At 66.4% G+C, this 21,878-nt stretch carries 23 protein-coding genes; 15 read left to right on the plus strand and 8 right to left on the minus strand.

Annotation, left to right across the window (positions count from 1 at the left end):
* Nucleotides 1-7: 7 nt before the first annotated feature.
* Entirely contained in the window at nt 8-223 is a 216-nt protein-coding gene (locus GYH34_RS11365; RefSeq protein ID WP_244635058.1) for a hypothetical protein, read from the minus strand.
* A gap of 582 nt (nt 224-805) precedes the next feature.
* Here GYH34_RS11365 and GYH34_RS11370 point away from each other — a divergent pair.
* Nucleotides 806-1,279, plus strand: a complete 474-nt coding sequence (locus tag GYH34_RS11370) for a hypothetical protein (RefSeq protein WP_161913679.1) — start codon at nt 806-808, stop codon at nt 1,277-1,279.
* 10 nt (nt 1,280-1,289) lie between these two features.
* Here GYH34_RS11370 and ruvX read toward each other — a convergent pair whose 3' ends face one another.
* Nucleotides 1,290-1,772, minus strand: coding sequence for a Holliday junction resolvase RuvX (gene ruvX / locus GYH34_RS11375; protein ID WP_108918493.1), 483 nt, complete (start codon nt 1,770-1,772; stop codon nt 1,290-1,292).
* Nucleotides 1,773-1,909: 137 nt separating this feature from the next.
* On the opposite strand from ruvX, the gene gatC reads away from it, so the two are divergent.
* The 5 genes from gatC to GYH34_RS11400 all read left to right on the plus strand — a co-directional run bounded on the left by gatC (nt 1,910) and on the right by GYH34_RS11400 (nt 6,752).
* On the plus strand, nt 1,910-2,197 hold the full coding sequence (gene gatC / locus GYH34_RS11380) for an Asp-tRNA(Asn)/Glu-tRNA(Gln) amidotransferase subunit GatC (RefSeq protein WP_026598791.1): 288 nt from the start codon (nt 1,910-1,912) through the stop codon (nt 2,195-2,197).
* A gap of 73 nt (nt 2,198-2,270) precedes the next feature.
* Nucleotides 2,271-3,770: an Asp-tRNA(Asn)/Glu-tRNA(Gln) amidotransferase subunit GatA gene (gene gatA / locus GYH34_RS11385; protein WP_161913680.1), complete on the plus strand. Its 1,500-nt coding sequence runs from the start codon at nt 2,271-2,273 to the stop codon at nt 3,768-3,770.
* Nucleotides 3,767-4,108 carry a chorismate mutase gene (locus GYH34_RS11390; protein WP_161913681.1) on the plus strand — a complete coding sequence of 114 codons (342 nt, stop codon included), beginning with the start codon at nt 3,767-3,769 and terminating at the stop codon, nt 4,106-4,108. Before gatA ends, GYH34_RS11390 begins: the two co-directional genes overlap by 4 nt.
* A gap of 144 nt (nt 4,109-4,252) precedes the next feature.
* The gene (gatB, locus tag GYH34_RS11395; RefSeq protein WP_161913682.1) at nt 4,253-5,725 is read left to right on the plus strand and encodes an Asp-tRNA(Asn)/Glu-tRNA(Gln) amidotransferase subunit GatB; all 1,473 of its coding nucleotides are present in this window, start codon (nt 4,253-4,255) and stop codon (nt 5,723-5,725) included.
* Nucleotides 5,726-6,386: 661 nt separating this feature from the next.
* On the plus strand, nt 6,387-6,752 hold the full coding sequence (locus tag GYH34_RS11400) for a histone (RefSeq protein WP_161913683.1): 366 nt from the start codon (nt 6,387-6,389) through the stop codon (nt 6,750-6,752).
* 203 nt (nt 6,753-6,955) lie between these two features.
* Here the strand turns inward: GYH34_RS11400 and GYH34_RS11405 are convergent, their stop codons facing one another.
* The gene (locus GYH34_RS11405) at nt 6,956-7,363 is read right to left on the minus strand and encodes a hypothetical protein (RefSeq protein WP_161913684.1); all 408 of its coding nucleotides are present in this window, start codon (nt 7,361-7,363) and stop codon (nt 6,956-6,958) included.
* A gap of 195 nt (nt 7,364-7,558) precedes the next feature.
* Between GYH34_RS11405 and hemB the strand changes: the two genes are divergently transcribed.
* A complete protein-coding gene (gene hemB / locus GYH34_RS11410; RefSeq protein WP_161913685.1) occupies nt 7,559-8,584 on the plus strand; it encodes a porphobilinogen synthase in 1,026 nt (341 codons plus the stop codon).
* Between the two features lie 21 nt (nt 8,585-8,605).
* Here the strand turns inward: hemB and GYH34_RS11415 are convergent, their stop codons facing one another.
* Nucleotides 8,606-11,125, minus strand: a complete 2,520-nt coding sequence (locus GYH34_RS11415; RefSeq protein ID WP_161913686.1) for a hypothetical protein — start codon at nt 11,123-11,125, stop codon at nt 8,606-8,608.
* 236 nt (nt 11,126-11,361) lie between these two features.
* Between GYH34_RS11415 and GYH34_RS11420 the strand changes: the two genes are divergently transcribed.
* Both GYH34_RS11420 and pyk read left to right on the plus strand, forming a co-directional pair.
* A complete protein-coding gene (locus tag GYH34_RS11420; RefSeq protein WP_024880138.1) occupies nt 11,362-11,787 on the plus strand; it encodes a DUF1036 domain-containing protein in 426 nt (141 codons plus the stop codon).
* Nucleotides 11,788-11,833: 46 nt separating this feature from the next.
* Nucleotides 11,834-13,267 carry a pyruvate kinase gene (gene pyk / locus GYH34_RS11425; RefSeq protein ID WP_161913687.1) on the plus strand — a complete coding sequence of 478 codons (1,434 nt, stop codon included), beginning with the start codon at nt 11,834-11,836 and terminating at the stop codon, nt 13,265-13,267.
* Nucleotides 13,268-13,395: 128 nt separating this feature from the next.
* Here the strand turns inward: pyk and GYH34_RS11430 are convergent, their stop codons facing one another.
* Together GYH34_RS11430 and GYH34_RS11435 are read right to left on the minus strand one after the other, a co-directional pair.
* Nucleotides 13,396-13,887 (minus strand): GNAT family N-acetyltransferase, encoded by a 492-nt coding sequence (locus GYH34_RS11430; RefSeq protein WP_161913688.1) that lies wholly within the window; start codon nt 13,885-13,887, stop codon nt 13,396-13,398.
* On the minus strand, nt 13,884-14,681 hold the full coding sequence (locus GYH34_RS11435; protein ID WP_161913689.1) for an inositol monophosphatase family protein: 798 nt from the start codon (nt 14,679-14,681) through the stop codon (nt 13,884-13,886). The genes GYH34_RS11430 and GYH34_RS11435 overlap by 4 nt, the downstream gene beginning before the upstream one ends.
* Nucleotides 14,682-14,968: 287 nt before the next feature.
* Between GYH34_RS11435 and GYH34_RS11440 the strand changes: the two genes are divergently transcribed.
* Both GYH34_RS11440 and GYH34_RS11445 read left to right on the plus strand, forming a co-directional pair.
* Complete coding sequence (locus GYH34_RS11440; RefSeq protein ID WP_161913690.1) at nt 14,969-15,187, plus strand: hypothetical protein; 219 nt, start codon at nt 14,969-14,971, stop codon at nt 15,185-15,187.
* 346 nt (nt 15,188-15,533) lie between these two features.
* Nucleotides 15,534-16,073, plus strand: coding sequence for a DUF1465 family protein (locus GYH34_RS11445; protein ID WP_161913691.1), 540 nt, complete (start codon nt 15,534-15,536; stop codon nt 16,071-16,073).
* Between the two features lie 80 nt (nt 16,074-16,153).
* Here the strand turns inward: GYH34_RS11445 and rpmE are convergent, their stop codons facing one another.
* Together rpmE and GYH34_RS11455 are read right to left on the minus strand one after the other, a co-directional pair.
* Complete coding sequence (gene rpmE / locus GYH34_RS11450) at nt 16,154-16,384, minus strand: 50S ribosomal protein L31 (protein WP_024880132.1); 231 nt, start codon at nt 16,382-16,384, stop codon at nt 16,154-16,156.
* 125 nt (nt 16,385-16,509) lie between these two features.
* Nucleotides 16,510-16,884, minus strand: coding sequence for a response regulator (locus GYH34_RS11455; protein WP_018265194.1), 375 nt, complete (start codon nt 16,882-16,884; stop codon nt 16,510-16,512).
* Nucleotides 16,885-17,105: 221 nt separating this feature from the next.
* Between GYH34_RS11455 and GYH34_RS11460 the strand changes: the two genes are divergently transcribed.
* From GYH34_RS11460 to hrpB, 4 genes are all read left to right on the plus strand, one after another.
* A complete protein-coding gene (locus tag GYH34_RS11460) occupies nt 17,106-18,026 on the plus strand; it encodes an N-formylglutamate amidohydrolase (protein ID WP_161914989.1) in 921 nt (306 codons plus the stop codon).
* A 34-nt stretch (nt 18,027-18,060) separates the two neighbouring features.
* Nucleotides 18,061-18,897: a histidinol-phosphatase gene (gene hisN / locus GYH34_RS11465; RefSeq protein ID WP_161913692.1), complete on the plus strand. Its 837-nt coding sequence runs from the start codon at nt 18,061-18,063 to the stop codon at nt 18,895-18,897.
* Nucleotides 18,898-18,969: 72 nt separating this feature from the next.
* On the plus strand, nt 18,970-19,353 hold the full coding sequence (locus GYH34_RS11470; RefSeq protein WP_161913693.1) for a helix-hairpin-helix domain-containing protein: 384 nt from the start codon (nt 18,970-18,972) through the stop codon (nt 19,351-19,353).
* A 36-nt stretch (nt 19,354-19,389) separates the two neighbouring features.
* The gene (gene hrpB / locus GYH34_RS11475; protein WP_244635360.1) at nt 19,390-21,861 is read left to right on the plus strand and encodes an ATP-dependent helicase HrpB; all 2,472 of its coding nucleotides are present in this window, start codon (nt 19,390-19,392) and stop codon (nt 21,859-21,861) included.
* The last annotated feature ends 17 nt before the right edge of the window (nt 21,862-21,878 follow it).

Raw genomic sequence — 21,878 nt, forward strand, 5'->3', positions numbered from 1 at the left:
CGCAGCTTTACGCGCGGCCGCGGGAGTCGGCGGCGTGCTCGCGTGATTTCGTCTCGGCCTCGACGCGCGCCAGATTGAGGAAATAGGCGAGCATGGTGAGCTCGGACCGGTCCGCCATCGTCGCCAGCTCGCCCGCCATTTGCGCGATATAGATCGCGAGAGAAGCCGTCGACGCTTCATGCGCGTTCATCTCTGTGGGGGCTGCTTTCGCGCTCTTCGACATCGGCTCCTCGCATCGGCGCAATGGATGGCGGCGGCGATTCAGAAGTTCAACTTACAGTCGTAAAATGCCCCGTCGTCGACGGCTTGTCAACGCGACCGCAGCTATGTCATCGCGATTTTTCGCCTTGAACGCCACGCTTCTAGTGGCAATGGCGGAAACCGTCGCAAAGCGGCGCAATGCAACTAAAAGTTTTCATATCGAGGACGCTCCGGCGCGGCGAGAGCGTTAACGGAGGGTTTTTTTTGACGCTCGATGGTCTGGACGGCCGGTAAGCGCGCCTTAGTTCCCCTTCACCTGGGCCGCGCTTCTCTCAGCGGAGCGACGGCATGATCGGGAATTTTTCAAAGAGGCGCGAGTTGAGCGACCCGCGCGTTGAGCGACCGATGAGTTGGGGGACTGATATGTGCGTTGGCTTCTCTTCACCGACCGCGCTCCTCCCTGCGCATGTGGTCGTCTGCGCCGTCGCGTCCGCCGTCACTGAATGAACGTCTGCGCCGGCGCGGATCGCGCCGTGACGAAAGGTTCCGGTCGCCCGCTGCGGGCGGCGGGAAAGGGGGGCGAGAGCCACGAGGAGGCTTGGGTATGAGCAAGGTTGTGAAGTTGTCTCTGCTGGGCGCCGCTGGCGCCGTGATCGGCATCGCCGCGCCGGGCGTCGCTCTGGCCGGTCCGGTCGGAATGGCGAATGTGGCGTCCGTGTCGCTTCCGGCGGCGACGGACGAGGTCCACTATCGTCGCATGCATGCGGGCCGTTCCGCCCATTATTGCCCGCCGCGTCGCATCGAGCACCGCACCGTCTATGTGCGTCGCATCATCGAGCGCCGCACCGCCTACTATCCGATGTATGAGCGTCGCACCGCCTATGTCGCGGCTCCGGTGGCGACGGCTGTCGCCGTGCCGGTCGTCGCGGCGACCTACGCCTATCCCTCCTATGGATATGGCTATGGCGGCCCGGGCATCATCGGCGCCGGCGCCGGTCTTCTCGGCGGCGCGCTGAACATCGGCTTCGGCGGCGGCGGCTGGGGCGGCGGCTGGGGCTGGCGTCGCGGCTGGTGGTGAGCCGGCTCGTCTAGCCTCCCGTAGCGAGGCGCCCCAGCCTGTCTAGGGCGCCTTGCAGAATATAGGCCGCGGCCATTCTGTCCACGACCTCGGCCCGTTTCGCGCGCGAGACGTCCTGCGCCAGCAGCTCTCTGGTGACGGCGGCGGTGGAAAGCCGCTCGTCCCAGAAGGCGTAGGGCGTTCGGCGCATCGCGTCGAAATTGCGCATGAAGGCCCGCGTCGCCTGCGCCCGCGGGCCTTCAGAGCCGTCCATGTTGAGCGGCAGGCCGACGATCAGCGCGGCGATTTCGTGCTGCGCGATCAAGGCGACGAGCCGCTCGGCGTCCTTGGTGAATTTCACGCGGCGGATCGTCTCGAGCGGCGTCGCGAGGCGGCGCTCGACGTCCGAAAGCGCGAGCCCGACGGTCTTCGTGCCGACATCGAGCCCGATCAGCCTGCTTTTTGGCGGCAGCAGAGCGGCGAGTTCCTCGAGCGTCTTTTGTCCGGCGGTCATGCCGATTGGCCTAGCACGTCGCGCGGCACTCTGGAAATCCGGCGCGCTCGTTGCATCACGGGCGGACGCGCGCATTGCGCCTTCGAAGCCGCGAGTGGTATAGCGCGCGGGACGAAGTCGGAACGGAGCTCCATAAAATGTCCGTCGATCAGGCGACAGTCCGCCGCATCGCCCATCTCGCGCGCATCGCCGTCGAGGACCAAGAGGTCGAGCGCCTCGGCGCGGAACTCAACGCCATATTGGATTTCGTCGCCGAGCTGTCGAGCGTCGACGTCGAAGGCGTCGAGCCTTTGACCTCCGTTCTGCCCATGCAAATGAAGAAACGGCAGGACGTCGTCACCGACGGCGGCTTCGCCGACGCCATTCTGGCCAATGCGCCGGAAAAGGACGACCATTATTTCGTCGTGCCCAAGGTCGTGGAATAAACGCCTTCCGCAAAGACGAGCGACGCCCGCGACGCGGGCTTTCGAATAAGACACGAACGAGCGAAACGCATTCATGTCCGATCCTACGCATTTGTCCCTCGCCGAGGCGCGCGACGCGCTCGTTGCGAAGAAGCTGTCGGCGACGGAGCTGACCAAGGCCCATATAGAGGCGATCGAGAAAGCGCGCGCGCTCAACGCTTTTCTCACCGAGACGCCAGAGCTCGCGCTCGAAGCCGCGCGCGACAGCGACGCGCGCATCGCGCGCGGCGAGGCGCGCCCGCTCGAGGGCCTGCCGCTCGGCATTAAGGACCTCTATTGCACCAAAGGCGTGCGCACCACGGCGGCGAGCCGCATCCTCGACGATTTCACGCCCACTTATGAATCGACCGTCTCCGCCAATCTGTGGCGCGACGGCGCGCTGATGCTGGGCAAGCTCAATCTCGACGAATTCGCCATGGGCTCCTCCAATGAGACCAGCGCCTTCGGCCCTGTCGTCTCGCCCTGGCGGCGCAAGAAGGGCGATGGCTTCGACGACGCCAAGATCGTTCCCGGCGGCTCCTCGGGCGGCTCCTCCGCCGCGGTCGCCGCGCGACTGGCGCTCGGCGCCACGGCGACGGACACCGGCGGCTCTATTCGCCAGCCGGCGGCTTTCACCGGCACTGTCGGCATAAAGCCGACCTATGGCCGCTGCTCGCGTTGGGGCATTGTCGCTTTCGCCTCCTCGCTCGATCAGGCGGGGCCGATCACGCGCACTGTGCGCGACGCGGCGATCATGCTGCGCTCCATGGCCGGCCATGACCCCAAGGACACGACCAGCGTCGATGCGCCGGTTCCCGATTATGAGGCGGCGATCGGCGCCTCGGTGAAGGGCCGCCGCATCGGAATTCCCAAGGAATATCGTATCGGCGGCGGCGCCGAGATCAATGCGCTCTGGGACCAGGGCGTCGCCTGGCTGCGCGACGCGGGTGCCGAGATCGTCGAGATTTCCCTGCCGCATACGCGTTTCGCGCTGCCGGCCTATTACATCATCGCGCCGGCGGAGGCCTCCTCCAATCTCGCGCGCTATGACGGCGTGCGCTATGGCCTGCGCGAGAAGGGCCGCGACATCGCCGACATGTATGAGAAGACGCGCGCCAAAGGCTTCGGGGCCGAGGTGCGCCGTCGCGTGATGATCGGCGCCTATGTGCTCTCGCACGGCTATTACGACGCTTATTATGTGCGCGCGCAAAAAATCCGCAGCCTCATCAAGCGCGATTTCGACGAGGCTTTCGCGGCCGGCGTCGACGCCGTGCTGACGCCGGCGACGCCTTCCACCGCTTTCGCGCAAGGCGAGAAGGGCGCGGCCGATCCGGTTGAAATGTATTTGAACGACATTTTCACCGTGACGGTGAACATGGCCGGCCTGCCGGGCATTGCGGTGCCGGGCGGTCTCGGCGCCGACGGATTGCCGCTCGGCCTGCAGCTCATCGGCCGCCCCTTCGACGAGGCGACCTTGTTCTCGCTCGCCGCGGCGCTGGAGAGCGCCGCGCCGAAGATCGAATTCCCGCAGCCCTGGTGGACAGAGGCGAAATGACGCGCAGAGCAGAGGCCGCAAAGCGCGAACCGCGCGACGAAATGTCGGACGTGCGCGCCACCATAGACGCGCTCGACGACGAGCTCGTCGCTCTGCTCGCCCGCCGCCAGCGCCAGATCGAGCGCGCAGCCGCGGTGAAACCCTCGCTCGGCATTCCCGCGCGGGTTCCCGAGCGTGTGGATGAAGTGCTGGCGCGCGTCGCCGCGGCGTCGCAGCGCGAGGGGCTCGATGTCGAACTGGGGCAAGCGCTGTGGCGCGCGCTGATCGAATGGTCGATCGGCTATGAAGAGCGGCTGATGGGCGATCGCGAGCAAAGCGAGACGCCGTCCGGCGCCTGAGCCGTCATTGCTGGGAGCGGAGCGGCGACGCGCGATCGAGGGTCCATCGGCCTCTGGATTGCTTCGCCCTCGGCTCGCAATGACGAGCGTCGACCTTAGATGTAAGCTTCCCTCAACGATAGACACGGTTCGAGGACGAAAGACATGAACACGCGCGAGACGCAGCCGAGCAAGCTCCTCAAAGGCGCGACCGGCGACTGGGAAGTCGTCGTCGGCATGGAGATTCACGCCCAGGTGACGAGCAAGGCCAAGCTCTTCTCCGGCGCTTCCGCGGAATATGGCGGCGAGCCCAACGATCATGTCTCGCTCGTCGACGCCGCCATGCCGGGCATGCTCCCGGTCATCAATGAGGAATGCGTCAAGCAGGCCATTCGCACCGGCCTCGGCCTGCAGGCGCAGATCAATCTGCGTTCTGTGTTCGACCGGAAAAATTATTTCTATCCCGATCTGCCGCAGGGCTATCAGATTTCCCAGTACAAGCATCCGATCGTCGGCGAGGGCGAGGTCATCGTCGATGTGACGCCCAGCGAGCGCATCACCGTCGGCATAGAGCGTCTGCACCTCGAGCAGGACGCGGGCAAGTCTATCCACGACCTCTCCGCCACCGAGAGCCATGTGGATTTGAACCGCTCCGGCGTCGCGCTGATGGAGATCGTCTCCAAGCCGGACATTCGCTCGGCGGAGGAGGCGCGCGCCTATGTCTCCAAGCTGCGCACCATTTTGCGCTATATCGGCTCCTGCGACGGCAATATGGAGCAGGGCTCGTTGCGCGCCGACGTGAACGTCTCCGTGCGCAAGCCCGGCGCGCCGTTCGGCACCCGCTGCGAGATCAAGAACGTCAACTCCATCCGCTTCATCGGCCAGGCGGTCGAGGTGGAGGCGCGCCGCCAGATCGGCATTCTCGAGGATGGCGGCGTCATCGCTCAGGAGACGCGCCTGTTCGATCCCGGCAAGGGCGAGACGCGCTCCATGCGCTCCAAGGAGGAGGCGCACGACTATCGCTATTTCCCGGACCCCGATCTCCTGCCGCTGGAATTCGATCAGGCCTATGTCGACGCGCTGAAGGTCGAACTGCCGGAGCTGCCGGACGAGAAGCGCGCGCGCTTCGTCGCCGATTACGGCCTGCCGCCCTATGACGCCGGCGTGCTCGTCGCCGAGCGCGCGAGCGCGGACTTCTTCGAGGAGGCGGCGAAAGGCCGCGACTCCAAGCTCGTCGCCAATTGGGTGATCAACGAGCTGTTCGGCCGCCTCAACAAGGAGGGGCTCGACATTACGCGTTCGCCCGTGTCCGCGCAGGCGATCGGCGCCATCGTCGATCTCATCTCCACCAGCGTCATCTCGGGCAAGATCGGCAAGGATCTGTTCGAGATCGTCTGGCAGGAGGGCGGCGATCCGCGCGAGATCGTCGATACGCGCGGCTTGAAGCAGGTGACGGACACGGGCGCGATCGAGAAGGCGATCGATGAGATCATCGCCGCCAATCCCGACAAGGTCGCGCAAGCCAAGGCGAAGCCGACCATGCTCGGCTGGTTCGTCGGCCAGGTGATGAAAGCGACCGGCGGCAAAGCCAATCCGCAAGCCGTCAATGATTTGCTGAAGAGCCGTCTCGGCGTCTGAGACGCTTTGGGCAGAGCCGAAACTCGAATCACCGGCAGCGTCGATTCGATCGAATCGACGCTGCGCTACGGCCGCAGCGCGGCTTTCGCGAGACGCGGCGCGCGCGCTGCGCACAATTTTTTTTCACATGGTTAGCAGCGCTGCGAGAGCGCGTGCGACGCGCTTCGCAGAGGCGGCTCCGGCGTCGTCACGCATGCGTCGAGACATGCGACGCGATCGGCGCGGAGCGTCGGCGACAGCGTGAAACGAAAGCGCAAAATCGCGCTTCGTCATGCGCGCATCATCGCGCGAATGCATTTCGCGCAATTGTGCGCATCTCCAACTCATCGAAGAAAAACAATAGATTGAGTGGCCTCGTCGAGGGTCGTGCGGAGTGCGTGGCCATTTCGAGGAGACGTCGTCGTCGATGCGCGACGCGCGTTTCGAGCGCTGCCGAGATTGCTGTCGACATGCGTCTCACGCGCTGCATCTCACGCCTTTGGAGACATGCGTCGCGGCGTTCATCGGCGCGCGCATTCGCTGCGGTCGCGCGCCATGCGACATCGCATTCGCGAGCAATTCGTGAAAGCGCCACTTGAACGACTGGTTAACCACGTTACGCTATTGCGGCCTATCGTCGGTCATAGCGACATTCCGACGATATGGATCAAGGGGACTGAAGATGGCGAAACCAACGACGAAGCGTAAGCCTGCGAAAAAGGCGACCGCGAAGAAGGGTGCTCGTAAGACTGCGACCAAGAAGGCCGCGACCAAGAAGGCCGCGACGAAGAAGGTCGCCGCCAAGAAGGCTACGCGCAAGGCTGCTTCGAAGAAGGTCGCCCGCAAGACCACGCGCAAGACGGCGACGAAGAAGCGCGTTGCGACGAAGAAGCGCGTCGCTACGAAAAAGCGCGTCGCGACGAAGAAGCGCACCGCGACGAAGAAGACCGCCACGAAGAAGGCCGTGCGCAAGGCCCCCGTCAAGCGTCGCGCTCCGCGCAAGGCCAAGGAAACTCCTCCGGCTCCCGAAAGCTCGGAAGCGGTCTGACGAAAGACCCGCGGCCCGAAACGCGTTCGCCATGCGCAGCCGATCCACCTCGCATCGTGAACGCGTTTCGCAGCACTTCTCTCGCCCGGGCCGGCTCGGCCCGCGCTCCTCGCTCCCGCTGATCGGCTTTGTTTCTCTCGCGCTTTTCCGGCCGACCTCGACGCGAGGTCGGCGACGGCGGGCGAGATCTCTCCCTCAGGCTGTCAACGGGTGAGACATCTGGTCGCGAACTCGCGCCAGCTCGTTCCCGCCGTTCGACCTTCCTGCCTGATCTTCATCCATTGTGTGGCGCATTGGCGCATGCGCTCGCGTGAGGCGCGCGGCAGCGAGGGCGGCGGCGTCGATGTGTCGAGCGGCGGCAGCTCCTGCGGCGTCGCGGGCGGCGGCGTCTCTACCGCCGGCGGCTGCGGCGCGCGCTGCTCCGGTGGGCGCCTCGGCGGCGCAGGCGCCCGCGTCGCGCGTCGCGCGGCTGCGTGCGGCGGACGTTCGCTCGAGGGCGGAGCCTGAGGCGCTGCGACGACAACGGTCGCGAGCGCGCAGAGCGAGGCGACGATCGCCGCAAAGGCGTTGCGCGATGAAGAGAGAGCGCCGGAGTTCACGCGTTCCGCCATCGGCTCCCATTGCTCGTCGCGTCGCATCCGCGGGTGAGAGCGCGGCGTCGGACGTGACGACGGCTCTAGACCGGAAGGCGGCGGGGCGTCAATGTTCGGAGGTTTCGCAGTCTTCCCATTGCGACGAGCGCCATGCTACGCACGCTTCGCGTCGCGCGCCTTTCTCGCCGCGCGGCTGCGCTGGAGGTCGCGCCAATGGAATCTCCCGGAAACAAATTCGCCGCCGCCTCCGCGCGGCTCGCGCTCACCGCGCGCCCGCGCCGCAATCGCAAGAGCGAATGGGCGCGCCGTCTCGTGCGCGAGACCAGGCTCTCGGCCGACGATCTCATCTGGCCGCTGTTTCTGCTCGACGGGACAGGGCGCTGCGAGCCGATCGCCTCCATGCCGGGCGTCTATCGCTATTCGATCGACACGGCGCTGGAGGCGATAGAGGAGGCGGCCTCGCTCGGCGTGCCGGCGGTGGCGCTGTTTCCCAACACTGATCCGGCGCTGCGCGATCCGCATGGATCGGCCGCGCTCGATCCCGAAAATCTCGTCTGTCTCGGCTGCCGCGCGATAAAGAAAGCGGTTCCGGGCATTGGGATCATCACCGATGTCGCGCTCGATCCCTATACGAGCCACGGTCATGACGGGCTGCTCGTCGGCGATGAGATCGTCAATGACGAGACCGTCGCCGTGCTGACGGCTCAGGCGGTCAATCAGGCGCGCGCCGGCGCCGATGTCATCGCGCCTTCGGATATGATGGACGGCCGCATCGGCGCGATCCGCGCCGCGCTCGACGCCGAGGGCTTCGAGAATGTCCAGATCATGAGCTACGCCGCCAAATACGCCTCGGCCTTCTACGGACCGTTCCGCGACGCCATCGGCACCAATAAGACTCTGCGCGGCGACAAGCGAACCTATCAGATGGACCCCGCCAATAGCGACGAGGCGCTGCGCGAGGTGGCGCTCGATCTCGAGCAGGGCGCCGATATGGTGATGGTCAAGCCGGGCATGCCCTATCTCGATATCGTGCGCCGCGTCGTCGACGCTTTTCATGCGCCGACCTTCGCCTATCAGGTGTCCGGCGAATATGCGATGATCGAGGCCGCCGCCGCCAATGGCTGGCTCGACGGCGAGCGCGCAATGATGGAGAGCCTCACCGCTTTCAAGCGCGCGGGCGCGGCGGGCGTTCTCACTTATTACGCGCCGCGCGCCGCCGCCCTCCTGCGCCGCGGCTGAAGCCGCGGCGCCTTTCGGCTCTCACCATTCGGCTTTCACCAGCGGCAGCTTCTGCTTCAGCCGCGTGATGAGATCCTTCAGGCTCTGGCGATTGGCCTTGTCGCAGAGCTGCGCGTCGAGATCGGCCTGCACCGATTGCGACAGCCACCAGCTCATCGAGACCTTGGACATGGACAAGGTCTGGCCCTTGAAGCGCGCGCAAGTCGAGTCGAGCAGCGGATCGTCGCCGCCGTCGGCGACCAGCACGGGCGCGACGCGCACGCCGATCTGGAAGAAGCTCGCCGTCATATCGCCGGCGTAGCGGTCGGTGTCGGCGTTCATCTCGACGAGGCTGCGCTGCGCCAGCGCCGCTTGTTCCGCCGCATGGCCGGCGCGCGTCGCCAGCAGCGCGTCCACTGGCGCAGCGACGAGGCCGAAGAGATCCGAGACGAAGCTCACCCCCGGCGCGCCGAGCCGCGGCGTGCCTGCCGCGCGCGGCGGCAGCGTATTGTCGGTGAGCGCGCCGACGGGATCATTCTGCACCCACAGGATCAGCGGCGTGACGCCCTGGCCCTTCAGCGCGCGCGCCACATCGAGCGCAGAGGCGAGGCCGGCATTGTCGAAATAGCCGCCGTCAACGACGCGGTCGCCATGGGAGCCGTCGCCCTTGGCGCGCAGCGTTCCCGCCGGCGAGATGACGGGGAAGCGCGCGCTGAGCAGCGCCGCCGTGGAGAGAAGAATGTCCGGCCCGTCGCGTAGCGCTGCGACATCCTTGTCGCCCTGCGCCGCGGCCGGGCACATGTCGCCCTGCGGCGTCCTGCAGGGCGTCGAGATCATCTCGAAGAAATCATAGGCGGCGGGATAGAGCGGCGCGCGCGAATTGGTCGCGGGGGCGGGGCGCGTCGAAATCAGATCGGTTCCGATGATGCGCGTTCCGCTGTCCACGGACGTGCCGTTGAGCAGCAGCAGCGGCGCCCATTTGCCCGTCGGCGTCGCGCGCGCATAGCCGAGCCGACGGCACATGCCGGTCGCGGCGCCGCTCGCGCAGGGCTCGCCGGTCTGGATCAGCTCGCCGGTCCAATAGTCTTTCTTATAGGCGGCGTTGGTCACGAAGTCGTAGTGACGCTCCCAGGATTTCTCGAGCAGAGCGGCGCGATCCTCCATCCAGCTCTCTTCGCCGAAGAAAAATTTGCGCGGCGAGAAATTGTCGCGAAAGCCGAGGCCGACGAAGGCCGGCGAGAGATAATCGCCGGCGACCAGCAATTGCAGGCAGTCGCGCCAGCTCTTGGTCGGATCGCGATGCTCATGGGCGCCGACCCAGACGCGCGCTGAATTGACGCAGGGCGGCGTCGGCGCATCCTTTTCCGCGGCGTCGGCGAGAGCGGCGCGGAAGACCGCCGAGCCGAAGGCGCCGCCGGAGACGCCAGAGAAGGCGAAGACTCGCCGGCCCGGCGAGCCGAACTGCGGCGCATCGTGAAGATCGCCGTCGCGATCGATCAAATGGCCGATGACCGTCGCCGCCATATAGGCCGCGCGGCTGGCGCCGCCTTCTGCCGCGACGATCAGCGCCGGCGGACATTCCGTCTCGGTACAGCCATTGGCCGTCTTCCAATTGCGCACCGCCTCGGTGATGTCGATCTGCCGATCCGCCTTCGAGGGCGCGCCGGAAGCCGCGGGCAGGGCGCGCACATCGTCGAGATGCGTATTCGCCGCCGTTATGCCGGCCGCGAAGAGAATGGCGATCAGCAGCAGCGGGCGGCCGGTCTCATAGCCCTTGCGCACCAGCCAGCTCGCGCCGAGCACGAGGCTGCCGAGCAGAAAGGGAACCAGCAGCGCGCGCGGCGCATGGTCGGACAAGAAGAAGGGCCAGATCAGCGCCGAGACGAACACCGCCGTCGTGGCGTGCAGCGAGGCGAAGGTGAGCCAGCGCAAATCCATGCTCGCGCCGATGAATTTGGCGATGCGCTGGCGCTTGATCACAAAATAGACGAAAGCGACGGCCGTCGCCGCGTCGAGCGCCAGCAGCGCATAGATCTGGTCGCGCGTCGCCGTCGCCTCGGGGAGAATGGCGGCGTTCTCGATCGAGGCCTGCGCGCCCCAGAGGCCGAGCGCCACGGCGACGAAAGGGATCAGTCCGAGGAGACGCGGCGTCCAACAGATGACATGTCCGAAGCGTCGGCGCACATGGTCGCGGACGGAGCGTATGTCGTTGTCGCGCATCTCGACGCGCAGCAGATAGGGGATCATCCAGGCCGAATCGGCGTCCTCGAGCACACGGCGCGCGCCGTAATGGACGGGAAAGGCCCAGACCAGGAAGATCGCGGCGAAGACGCTGAGCCAATAATGCGCGCCGAAGAGCAGCGCGTCGAAGGAGCGATCCGCGAACAGATTCTGCGCCTGATCGACGAGGCCGAAGAGGAGAAGCCCGGCGAGGGCGCTGACGACGCTGACGCGGCAGGCCCAGAGAATGCGCAATATCCAGTAGAAATCCGTCTTCCACTGTGGCGCGGGCGCCGTCACCTCCGCGTGAATCTCCGATTTCGTCTCGAGCAATTGCGACATGATGCTCTCCATTGAAAAGGTCGTGCCCGGACCTTCGCGGCCCGGCGGGAAAACCTGTCTTCAAGTCTACGCTAGGTCACGGCGGTGACAAGACGGCCACGCCCGCGGCCCGATTGCGCGCCAGGAGGCGTCGTCGGGGTGGACAAAGCGGCCGTCCCGTGGTTTGGCTGTGTATCGCCGCTTCGGGCCGCCGGTCCGCGGCGCCGCTCTTCGACCCTCTCGCGACTGTTCCGCCCATGCCCGGACGCACGACTCTCTTTGTGATTATTTCGTGTTGTCTTTGCGTTATATCCGGCGCGCGAGCGGATTTTCGCCTGTGCAACAACACGACGAACAGGGTGAGCGTGTCCTTGGCCTATACGGACGGACGCAATTGGCTTTCGGAGGGCTGGTGGAATTTGCGTTCCTCCGCCTGCGAGACGCTGTTGCGCGGACCGCTGGCGGCGCAGTACTACTACGTATATGCGATGGACGAGCGCGGCGGAGAGTGGAAGGGCAAGGCGTTCATGTGCACGCGCGATCGCGAGTTCCGCATCGACGGGCGCGAGGACTGCTTCGCGCGCGGCTTCGACCGCACGGGCTTTTTCGAGATAGACACGGGGCGCGACGCCAAGAACTGGACGGTGCAGCTCACAGATCCGACGCCGTCGTCGACGCAGTGACGAAGACGGCCCGCGCGGCTCTGACAAAAGAGGATTGGGCGAGAAAATGAGAAGGTTGCGGCGCGTGAAGATCATCGCGACGCTCGGTCCCGCGAGCGTCGAGAAGACCGTCGTGGCCGGCCTGTCCACGGCCGGCGCCGATGTGTTTCGGATCAATATGAGCCACACCGATCATGCCGGGCTCGCCGCCTATGTGCGCATGATCCGCGAGATCGAGGCCGAGACCGGCCGCGCCATCGGCATATTGGTCGATCTGCAGGGGCCGAAGCTCCGCATCGGCGCCTTCGCCGATGGGCCGGTGCATCTGCGCAAGGGCGATCATTTCGTCCTCGACGCCGATCCGACGCCCGGCGACGCCGTCCGCGTGCAGCTCCCGCATCCCGAGATTCTGCAGGCGCTGAAGATCGGCGACGCCATTCTGATCGATGACGGCAAGGTGCGGCTGCATGTGGTCGAGACGTCGGACGACATGGCCCGCGCCGTCGTCGACATCGGCGGCCGCGTCTCCAATCGCAAGGGCGTCAGCCTGCCGGACACGGATATTCCGATCACCTCCATGACGCCCAAGGACCGCGCCGATCTCGACGCGGCGCTGATCGAGGGCGTCGATTGGGTGGCGATCTCCTTCGTCCAGCGCGCCGAGGACGTGCTCGAGGTCAAGCGCGTCGTCGGCTCGCGCGCGCTGGTCATGGCCAAGATCGAGAAGCCGCAGGCCATCGCCCGGCTGGACGAGATCATCGAGCACGCCGATGCGCTGATGGTGGCGCGCGGCGATCTCGGCGTCGAGGTGCCGCTCGAGAAGGTGCCGAGCCTGCAAAAGCGCATCACCCGCGCCGCGCGCCGGCTGGGCAAGCCGGTCGTCGTGGCGACGCAAATGCTGGAATCGATGATTCTGGCCCCGCTCCCCACCCGCGCCGAAGTGTCGGACGTCGCCACCGCCGTCTATGAGGGCGCGGACGCCGTCATGCTCTCCGCGGAGAGCGCCGCCGGCCAATTCCCGATCGAGGCCGTCGCCACAATGAGCCGCATCGCGGAGGAGGTGGAGACCGACGGCGTCTATCGCTCCATCCTCAACGCCCAGCGCAATGCGCCGCCCAATCCCACCGCCGCCGACGCCATCGCCGTCGCCGCGCGCGACGTCGCCGAGACGCTGGACTCCATGGCCATTTGCGCCTGGACGGCCTCTGGCGCCACGGCGCTGCGCATCGCCCGCGAGCGGCCGCGCCCGCCGATTTTGGCGCTGACGCCCAATCGCGACACGGCGCGCCGGCTGGCGCTGGTGTGGGGCGTCCATGCGCTGGAGACGCAGGATGCGCGCGACGTGGAGGATATGGTCGATCGCGCCAGCGTGAATTCGCTGGGCGAGGGCTTCACCGCGCCGGGCGACCGCATCATCATCGTCGCCGGCATGCCCTTCGGCTCGCCGGGCGCGACCAATATGGTCCGGCTCGCGCTGGTCGGCGAGAAGAGCGGCGCCTAGAGTGTTTTCGAGCGAAGTTGAAGAAAACACGACCGAACAGGGAGCACGCCGGTTCAATTTGAACCGGAGCGACTCTAGCGCGAGCGCCGATCGAACGGAACCGTTCGGTCGGCCGGTTGCCGATCAGGTCAGGGCTGCGGCGTTGTGGCCGACGACCATTCCATTATCAGCGTCGGCCGACCTGCGAGGCTCGGCCGGCCTTCGCCGACACGCACGAAGCCTTCGCGCTCATAGAAGGCGACGGCGCGCTTATTGTCCTGATTGACGTCGAGCCGCAGCCGCGCGGGCGACAGGCTGCGCGCCGCCTCGATCAGCGCCTCCGCCGCGCCGGAGCCGAAGCGCTCTGGATGCACGCAGAGCTGATCGAGCCAATGCGAAGCGGGATCTACGGTGACGAAACCGACGAGCGTCCGTCCGGCGCCCTCGAGCAGCAGCAGCGTGCGCGCGCCGCCATGCTCCAGCTGGACGATATGATTCTTCAGCCAGTCACGGCGCGCCTCGAAATCAATGTCTGCGTAAGTCCGCCGCCAAGCCGCGACCCAGAGGTCGGTGAGCGCGGTCCAGTCCGAATCGCGGCGCGCGACGATGCGCGGGCCGGATATCGGGAGACCGCCTGTCACGCGCGCGCCTTGCGCACTGTGTCGAGCAGGAGGCGATGGATCGTCTCATTGCCGGCGCAGATCGCGCCCTTGGGCAGCATGTCGCCGCTGCCGTCGAGATCGCTGACGAAGCCGCCGGCCTCTCGCACCAGAACGATTCCGGCGGCGATGTCCCAGGGCTTGATGCCGCGCTCCCAATAGGCGTCGTATCGACCGGCGGCGACGCCGGCGAGATCGAGCGCGGCGGCGCCCATGCGGCGAATATTGCCGGTCTTGGCCATGACGGCGGTCAGCTCCGTCTGGAACAGCGCGTGGCGGTCCACCGCTGCGAGCGGGGGTATGCCGCAGGCGATGAGCGAGTCGCCGAGCGACTTGCGCGAGGCCACGCGCATGCGCCTGTTGTTATGATAGGCGCCCTGGCCCTTCTCGGCGACGAACATGTCGTCAGTCGCTGGATTGTAGACGACGCCAGCGACCAGCTGGCCCTCCCGCTCGAGCCCGATGGACACTGCGAAAATCGGGATGCCGTGCAGGAAGTTGGAGGTGCCGTCGAGCGGATCGATGTGCCAAGTGTGGGTCTTGTCGCTGCCTTCGACGGCGCCGCTCTCCTCCATTAGGAAGCCATAGCCGGGACGGGCGCGCGACAATTCCTCGAACACGACCTTTTCGGCGCGGCGGTCGGCGGCGGAGACGAAATCGCCAGGGCCTTTGACGGACACCTGCAGATTCTCGACCTCGCCGAAGTCGCGCTTCAGGCTGCGCCCGGCCTTTATGGCGGCGGCAGTCATGACGTTCATCAATGCGGATCGGATCATGGAGTCCTGAAGAATGGCGCGTGTTGGGGGGAGGTGGGGCGAGGCCTCAAATGACAGGCCGGCGGCGGGCGCGTCAAGCATTCACTGACGTCCCGTCCGCATTCGCAACGCCGCCGCCGCTCAGGCGTTAACCAGAGATAAACCCTGACGACGGCGCTCGTCGCGGCCTTCACCGTTTCGAAAGCGCCATTTTGCCAGAGTGAGGCCTTCGGCCCCCGTCTGTTGGAGAATGTCCCGTGCCGTTCGATCCTGTGGAAATCGTCGAGACGAGAGGCGGCCGGCCCGCCATGACCCTTCGCCGGAGCGACGCCGTGCAGAAAAATGGTCGCTCGCTCGCGCTCCATAATCGGGCGGCGGCCCCCGATGGCTGGCAGTTGCTCCGCGTCGGCCTGCTGCTGGCGATCGCCGCGCTCTGCGCCGGCGCTCTGAAGGCGGGGCTCGGCCGCGCGGTCGTCGGCGCCGAGCGCACCGCCGATGTGGAGCTCCAGCGGAATATCAAGAGCTGAGCCTAAGCGGTTTAGCGGCAAGGATATTTTGCGCCTCCGCGCCTCTCAGCGGCGGAATTTTGCGTCCTTCTTCGAGCGATGGTTAAAGCAGACCGATAAAAGGCGATATTTCATTTGCTTAAAGCCGATCGCTAATGCGCTGCATCAGCATCGGCCGGGCAGGGAGAGGCGAGCGCGGACCCGCGCGGAGGCGGCTCCCGAGCCGCGACCTCGGGCGTAATACGTACGGATTCAAAGATTAAGGTTAAGCAAAACCTAATAAGGCGCGCCCCGCAAATTTGCGTTACATAGGTCTCATCGGAACGGCGCGGATCGAGCGCGGCGTTCGAGCGTTCGAGAGCGTCGTATGATGGGGCAAGCGTCCGATTCGGTGGAAAGCATTCAGACTCCGGTCTCCTTCGTAGAGAAGCTGGCAGGGTCGGAAGCGTTCGGGGCCATGTTTCGAGAGGGCATGGCGCTGGTGGAGGAGGCGGCGGCCTATCTCGACGGCGATGGTCGGGACGACGCGAAATCGCTACCGCGATCAGAGGCTCTGGCCTATGCGGCCGAGAGCATGCGGCTGACGACGCGGCTGATGCAGATCGCGTCCTGGCTGCTGCTGCAGCGGGCGGTCAATCAGGGCGAGATCACGCGCGCGCAGGCCGCTAGCGACAAGCACAAGGTGCGGCTGTCGCAGCAGGAGCTGGCCTCAAATCCCGACGTTTTCGCGCATTTGCCGCAGAAGCTCCGCGACCTCGCCATTCACTCGCTGCGCCTGCAGGCGCGGGTGATGCATCTCGATCAGCTGATCTATGGCTCGGACGCCGGCTATGCGCAGAATAGGGTGGAGAGCCCGGTCGAGGCTCAGCTGCAGAGGCTGCGCAACGCTTTCGCGCCGGGGCTGTGAGGCGCCCGCTTCGTGAGACGAAACCAAAAAAGCCGCGCTCTCGAGCGCGGCTTTTTTTGGCGCCGGTGAAGGCCGAACGCTTACTTCTTGCCGAAGGACAGATTGCCGAAGCGCGAGTTGAAGCGCGACAGGCGGCCGCCACGGTCGAGCAGCTGAGCGGAGCCGCCGGTCCAGGCCGGATGCGTCTTGGGGTCGATGTCGAGGTTGAGCGTGTCGCCCTCGGCGCCCCAGGTCGAGCGCGTGAAATACTCCGATCCGTCGGTCATCACGACGCGGATCGTGTGATAGTCGGGATGGATTTCCTTCTTCATCGTCATTCCTCGAAATGAGAGCCGCGCCGACGCCGGCGTTTGGCGGCGCTCATAGCGCATGGCGCGCAAAGGAGCAAGGTCGCCCGAGCGGCGCCGCAATTCTGAACGGCCTCGCGCCGTTCTCGTCAGGCGGCGAGCAGACGCTGCACCTCATTGACGAGGTCCTTGAGGTGGAAGGGCTTGGAGAGGATTTTCGCCTGCCGCGGGGCCTGATTGTCGGGATTGAGGGCGACCGCCGCAAAGCCCGTGATGAACATCACCTTTATGTCGGGATCGAGCTCCGTCGCGCGGCGCGCCAGCTCTATGCCGTCCATTTCCGGCATCACGATATCGGTGAGCAGCAGCTCGAAAGGCTCGACACGGAGCTGGTCATAGGCGGAGAGCCCGTTGTCGAAGGAGGTGACGGCAAATCCTGCCGTCTGCAGCGCGCGCACCAGAAAGCGGCGCATGTCCGTATCATCCTCCGCCAGCAGGATTTTCGCGGCAATCTTGTCGGTCATATCGCTCCTCGCATGTTCTATGACATAAGGGCGCAGTTTGGTAAAAATCGGGTGAAAATAAGGACCCGCTCACGCCGGCCCGTGAAATTCTGGCCCCTGTTTCGCATGAACTGAAATTTTCGGGAATATGCGCGCTGAAAGAGTCTATGCTGCCATCCGCGATATTCTCTCGGGGGGGGGGGGGGCGATAGGAGAGTGAGAGCGATGAGGCGTCGACGATGATGGACGAGGAGCGGGCCGCGAGCCCGACGCCCGCCGATCCCGAGCTCCATGTTCCGTTCGAGCTGGTCGAGCCTGCCGAGCTCTCGTCGCCGCTCGTCTTCTCGTCTCCGCATTCGGGAGACATTTATCCGGCGAGCTTTCTGGCCAGCTCGCGGCTCGACATCGCCAATCTACGCCGGTCCGAGGATGCGCATGTGCACGAGCTCTTCGCTCTCGCGCCGGCGATCGGCGCGCCGTTGCTCAAGGCGCATTTCCCGCGCGCTTTTCTCGATGTGAATCGCGAGCCCTACGAGCTCGACCCGCGCATGTTCGAGGATGCGCTGCCGGAATTCGCCAACACGCGCTCGCTACGTGTGGCGGCGGGGCTCGGCACCATTCCGCGCGTCGTCGCCGACGCCCGCGAGATCTATTCCAGCCGGCTGCGCGTCGCCGAGGCGATGCATCGCATCGAGAGCCTGCACAAGCCCTACCACGCCGCTCTGCGCGCGCTGATGGAGCGCGCGCGCCGCAAGTTCGGCGTCGCTCTGCTCGTCGATTGCCATTCCATGCCCTCCAGCGTCGCCAAGGAGAGCGCCACCGGCCGCGGCGACAAGCGCAAGCCGGATTTCGTGCTCGGCGATCGTTTCGGCGCCAGCTGCTCGGGCGACGTCGTCGAGGCCATAGAGGCGCGGCTGCGGCAATGGGGCTATCATGTGCAGCGCAATCGCCCCTATGCCGGCGGCTATATCACCGAGCATTACGGCAGGCCGGGGGCCGGCTGGCATGCGGTGCAGATCGAGATTTCACGAAATCTCTATATGAACGAGGCCGATCTGCGTCGCAGCGTCGATTTCGATCTGCTGGCCTCTCGGCTCGGCGAGATCGTGCGGCTGCTGACGCAAATCGTCGGCCCACGCGAGCAGCGCGCCGCGGCCGAATAATCCAGCGCGTTTCCAGCCGAAGCCCGGAGAGGCAATGACCGCCGTCGATTTCGAGAAATTCGTCGAACGCCTCGCCGACGCCTCCGGCGAGGCGATCCTGCCCTTCTTCCGCACCAGCCTCGCGGCGGAGGACAAAGCCCCGGGCGGCGCCTTCGATCCGGTGACGGAGGCCGATCGCGCCGCCGAGATCGCCATGCGAAGGCTGATCGAGGCGACTTTTCCGAGCCATGGAATCATCGGCGAGGAATTCGGCAATCTCCGCGCCGACGCCGAATATGTCTGGGTGCTCGATCCCATCGACGGCACCAAGAGCTTCATCTGCGGCCTGCCGCTGTGGGGCACGCTCATCGGCCTCCAGCATCGCGGGCGGCCCTGCTATGGGCTGATGCACCAGCCCTTCACGCGCGAGCGCTTCTCCGGCGACGGCGAGGCCGCCTATTGGCGCGGGCCGGCGCGGCATCACCATCCGCAGCCGGGCTGGAAGGCCCAGCCGGCGCCGGCCGAGGAGCGTCGCAAGCTGCAGACGCGCCCCTGCGCCACGCTCGCCGAAGCGACATTGATGACCACCTCGCCGAGGCTCATCGACGAGCGCCTCCGCGACGATTTTTTCCGGGTAGAGGCGCAGACGAGGCTCTCGCGCTATGGCGGCGATTGCTACGCCTATTGCGCGCTCGCCGCCGGCCATGTGGATTTGGTCATCGAGACCAATCTCAACCCTTACGACATTGTCGCGCTGATCCCGATCGTCGAAGGCGCAGGCGGAATCGTCACCACTTGGGACGGCGGCTCCGCCGCGCAGGGCGGCGCGATCATCGCCGCGGGCGACAAGCGCGTGCATGAGGCGGCGATGCGGGCGCTCTCTGCGGGATGACCGCAGCCTCCGCAACTCGACCGCGCCTCGCCGAGACGCTACCCTCGAGGCGTCCTTATGCGAGGTATCGTCATGCGGAATATTTTGCGCCTTTGCCTTCTCGCCTTCCTGTCCGCCTCCGCGCTGGCGCAGGCGCCTGCCACCTCCATCGCCAAAGCAGGCAAGAGCGCGCCCGCCAAGCAGCAGCCCGCGACGCCGGCGCCTGAGCCGGCCAAGGAGCAGCCTTCCAAGGAGCCGCCCGCCAAGGAGGCCGCGCCGAAGCCGGCGGAGCTGCTCGACATAAACTCCGCGAGCAAGGAAGATCTGGACGCGCTGCCGGGCATAGGCGAGGCGCGCTCCGTGGCGATCATCAAGGGGAGGCCCTATAAGGGCAAGGACGAGCTCTATCAAAAGAACATCCTCCCCAAAGGCGTCTATGAGAAGATCAAGGACAAGATCATCGCCAAGCAGAAGTGAGCGCGTCCCGCGCGTGAGAGCGTGGGCGCATCCTTGATCGCATTTTCCGACCGTCTGCCGATCGACGAGGTTCTGCCGCGCGTGACGGCGGCGCTCGCCGACAAGCGCAATCTCGTCGTCGTGGCGCCGCCCGGCGCCGGCAAGACGACGCGCATTCCGCTCGCGCTGCTGAACGCCGATTGGGCGAAAGGCGGCAAGATCATTCTGCTGGAGCCGCGCCGTCTCGCCGCGCGCGCCGCCGCCGCGCGCATGGCCGCGAGCCTGCGCGAATCCGTCGGCGAGACGATTGGCCTGCGCATGCGGCTCGAGTCGAAAATCTCCGCGAAGACGCGCGTGGAGGTCGTCACCGAAGGCGTTTTCGCGCGCATGATTCTCGACGATCCCATGCTCGATGGCGTCGTCGCCGTGCTCTTCGACGAGTTTCACGAGCGCTCGCTCGACGCCGATGTCGGCCTCGCTCTGGCGCTCGATGCGCAAGCGGGGCTGCGCGACGATCTGCGCATCATCGCAATGTCGGCGACGCTCGATGGCGCGCGCGTCGCGGGGTTGATGGGCGGTGCGGGAATCGTCGAGAGCGGGGGCCGCGCCTTTCCGGTGGAGACGCGCTATCTCGGCCGCGACTCCAATGAGCGCCTGGAAGAGGCCGTTATCCGCGCCGTCATGCGCGCGCTGGCGGAGGAGAAGGGCTCGGTCCTGGTCTTCCTGCCGGGGCAGGGCGAGATTCAGCGCGTCGCCAATTTTCTTAGCGAGCGGCGCCTTCCCGCCGACGTCGATATCGCGCCGCTGTTCGGCGCGATGGATCGCAAGGAGCAGGACCTCGCCGTCGCGCCCGCCGCGCCGGGACGCCGCAAGGTGACGCTCGCCACCTCCATCGCCGAGACCTCGCTGACCATAGAAGGCGTCCGCGTGGTCATCGACAGCGGCCTCTCGCGCGTCGCCGTCTTCGAGCCCGATCTCGGCCTCACGCGGCTCGAGACGGTGCGCGCGGCGCGGGCCAGCGTCGATCAGCGGCGGGGCAGGGCGGGGCGCACGGAAGCGGGCGTCTGCTATCGCCTGTGGGACGAGGCCGCGACTGTCTCGCTGCCGGCTTTCGCTGCGCCGGAAATCCTCGCCGCCGATCTTTCCGGCCTCGCGCTCGATCTGCGCTCCTGGGGCCTCGACGATCCGGGCAAGCTCGCCTGGCTGGATCCGCCGCCAGCGCCGGCCTGGAAGGAGGCCGTCGCTCTGCTGCGCGCGCTCGGCGCTCTCGATGAAACAGGCGCGCTCACCGCGACCGGCCGCGCGATCCGCTCGCTGCCGCTGGCTCCGCGCCTCGCGCGCATGATCTTGGAAGCCGCCCGTCATGGCGAGGCCGAACGCGCCGCCGATCTCGCTATGCTGCTCTCCGAGCGCGGGCTGGGTGGGACATCCAGCGATCTCTCGGATCGCCTCGATCGTTTCCGCTCCGACGGCTCGCGCCGCGCTCGCGATGCGCAGCGGCTTTCGGCTAGCTGGGCCAAGCAGGCAAAAGCCGCCGTCCGGCGTGAGGCCGAAGCTGATCTCTCCGATGGCGCGCTCATTTCCATGGCCTATCCCGATCGCATCGCCAAGGCGCGCGGCGCGGCCGGCGAGTTCTTGATGGCCAATGGCCGCGCCGCCGCCACGCCGCCGCATGACGTTCTCGCCAAGGCGTCTTTTCTCGCGATCGCCGAGATCACTGGCCGCGCCGCGCAGGCGCGCATTCTCGCCGCTTGCGCGCTGACGGCCGAAGAGGTGGAGCGCATCGCCGCCGATCGCATCGAGACGCGCGACGAAACGATTTTCGACGCGCAGAGCGCGAGCCTGCGGCGACGGCGTTTCCGCAGGCTCGGCGCGATCCGTCTCGCCGAGCAGAATCTCTCGGTCGAGGCCAGTGCGGAGAATGCGGCCATTCTCGCGCGCGGCGTCGCCGGGCTCGGCCTAGCGCGTCTGCCTTGGAGCAAGGCGCAGGAGCAATTGCGCGACCGCATCGCCTTTCTGCGCCGCGCCGAGGGCGACGATTGGCCGGATGTCGGCGAAGAAGGACTCGCGCAGAGCGTCGAAGATTGGCTCGCGCCTTTCATTCTCGGCCGCGCCAGCGTCGCCGCCATAACGGCCGATGATCTCGGCGCCGCGTTTTCGGCGCTGCTTCCCTATGAGCTGACGCGGCGGCTCGACCTCGAGGCGCCCGCCTTTTTCGAGACGCCCGCCGGCTCGCGCCATGCGCTCGATTACGCCGCCGCCAATGGGCCGCTCCTGTCGGTGCGCGTACAGGAGCTGTTCGGCCTCTCTGCGCATCCGACGCTCGCCAAGGGCCGCGTTCCCTTGACGCTGGAGCTGTTGTCGCCGGCGCATCGGCCCATTCAGACGACGCGCGATCTGCCGGGCTTCTGGGCCGGCTCCTGGAGCGAAGTGAAGCGCGAGATGAAGGGCCGCTATCCGCGCCATCCCTGGCCCGACGATCCCGCCGGCGCGGCGCCGACGACGCGGGCGAAGCCACGAGGGACGTAGCCGGATTTATTTTAGTG

Origin of the sequence: Methylosinus sp. C49 (genome assembly GCF_009936375.1) — a bacterium.
Lineage (GTDB): Bacteria > Pseudomonadota > Alphaproteobacteria > Rhizobiales > Beijerinckiaceae > Methylosinus.

Coding starts and splice junctions, on each gene's coding strand:
- GYH34_RS11365 (WP_244635058.1), bottom strand. CDS start 223: ATGTCGAAGAGCGCGAAAGCAGCCCCCACAGAGATGAACGCGCATGAA.
- GYH34_RS11370 (WP_161913679.1), top strand. CDS start 806: ATGAGCAAGGTTGTGAAGTTGTCTCTGCTGGGCGCCGCTGGCGCCGTG.
- ruvX (WP_108918493.1), bottom strand. CDS start 1,772: ATGACCGCCGGACAAAAGACGCTCGAGGAACTCGCCGCTCTGCTGCCG.
- gatC (WP_026598791.1), top strand. CDS start 1,910: ATGTCCGTCGATCAGGCGACAGTCCGCCGCATCGCCCATCTCGCGCGC.
- gatA (WP_161913680.1), top strand. CDS start 2,271: ATGTCCGATCCTACGCATTTGTCCCTCGCCGAGGCGCGCGACGCGCTC.
- GYH34_RS11390 (WP_161913681.1), top strand. CDS start 3,767: ATGACGCGCAGAGCAGAGGCCGCAAAGCGCGAACCGCGCGACGAAATG.
- gatB (WP_161913682.1), top strand. CDS start 4,253: ATGAACACGCGCGAGACGCAGCCGAGCAAGCTCCTCAAAGGCGCGACC.
- GYH34_RS11400 (WP_161913683.1), top strand. CDS start 6,387: ATGGCGAAACCAACGACGAAGCGTAAGCCTGCGAAAAAGGCGACCGCG.
- GYH34_RS11405 (WP_161913684.1), bottom strand. CDS start 7,363: ATGGCGGAACGCGTGAACTCCGGCGCTCTCTCTTCATCGCGCAACGCC.
- hemB (WP_161913685.1), top strand. CDS start 7,559: ATGGAATCTCCCGGAAACAAATTCGCCGCCGCCTCCGCGCGGCTCGCG.
- GYH34_RS11415 (WP_161913686.1), bottom strand. CDS start 11,125: ATGTCGCAATTGCTCGAGACGAAATCGGAGATTCACGCGGAGGTGACG.
- GYH34_RS11420 (WP_024880138.1), top strand. CDS start 11,362: ATGCCCGGACGCACGACTCTCTTTGTGATTATTTCGTGTTGTCTTTGC.
- pyk (WP_161913687.1), top strand. CDS start 11,834: ATGAGAAGGTTGCGGCGCGTGAAGATCATCGCGACGCTCGGTCCCGCG.
- GYH34_RS11435 (WP_161913689.1), bottom strand. CDS start 14,681: ATGATCCGATCCGCATTGATGAACGTCATGACTGCCGCCGCCATAAAG.
- GYH34_RS11440 (WP_161913690.1), top strand. CDS start 14,969: ATGACCCTTCGCCGGAGCGACGCCGTGCAGAAAAATGGTCGCTCGCTC.
- GYH34_RS11445 (WP_161913691.1), top strand. CDS start 15,534: ATGATGGGGCAAGCGTCCGATTCGGTGGAAAGCATTCAGACTCCGGTC.
- rpmE (WP_024880132.1), bottom strand. CDS start 16,384: ATGAAGAAGGAAATCCATCCCGACTATCACACGATCCGCGTCGTGATG.
- GYH34_RS11455 (WP_018265194.1), bottom strand. CDS start 16,884: ATGACCGACAAGATTGCCGCGAAAATCCTGCTGGCGGAGGATGATACG.
- GYH34_RS11460 (WP_161914989.1), top strand. CDS start 17,106: ATGGACGAGGAGCGGGCCGCGAGCCCGACGCCCGCCGATCCCGAGCTC.
- hisN (WP_161913692.1), top strand. CDS start 18,061: ATGACCGCCGTCGATTTCGAGAAATTCGTCGAACGCCTCGCCGACGCC.
- GYH34_RS11470 (WP_161913693.1), top strand. CDS start 18,970: ATGCGGAATATTTTGCGCCTTTGCCTTCTCGCCTTCCTGTCCGCCTCC.